This window comes from Rhizobium sp. SVR5-9E (assembly GCF_056755095.1).
The window spans coordinates 1-257 of record NZ_JBNDHS010000515.1; the positions used below are offsets into that span (position 1 = coordinate 1).

At 42.4% G+C, this 257-nt stretch carries 1 protein-coding gene; it reads right to left on the reverse strand.

What is annotated here, in order from left to right:
- On the reverse strand, positions 1-257 hold a 257-nt coding region (locus tag ACPYOJ_RS35865), incomplete at both ends, for a cbb3-type cytochrome c oxidase subunit II (RefSeq protein WP_481420459.1).

Sequence of the window (257 nt, forward strand, 5' to 3'; positions counted from 1 at the left end):
TGATAGAACCTGCAGAAGTAGATCTTGGGTTGTACATGTGTTTGTAGTGCCAAGAACTTGGGTTTTTACCCCCTTCTCTGTGAAGATCCGGTCCGGTTCTTTTCGATCCCCAAAGGAACGGTCTGTCATATACAAATTCTCCGGCTTTGGAATACTGTCCGTTTTTACCGTTGAATCTTACAATCTCATCTCTGAATGGTCTTACCATCTGCGAGTGACATGCATTACATCCTTCTCTGATATAAATATCTCTACCT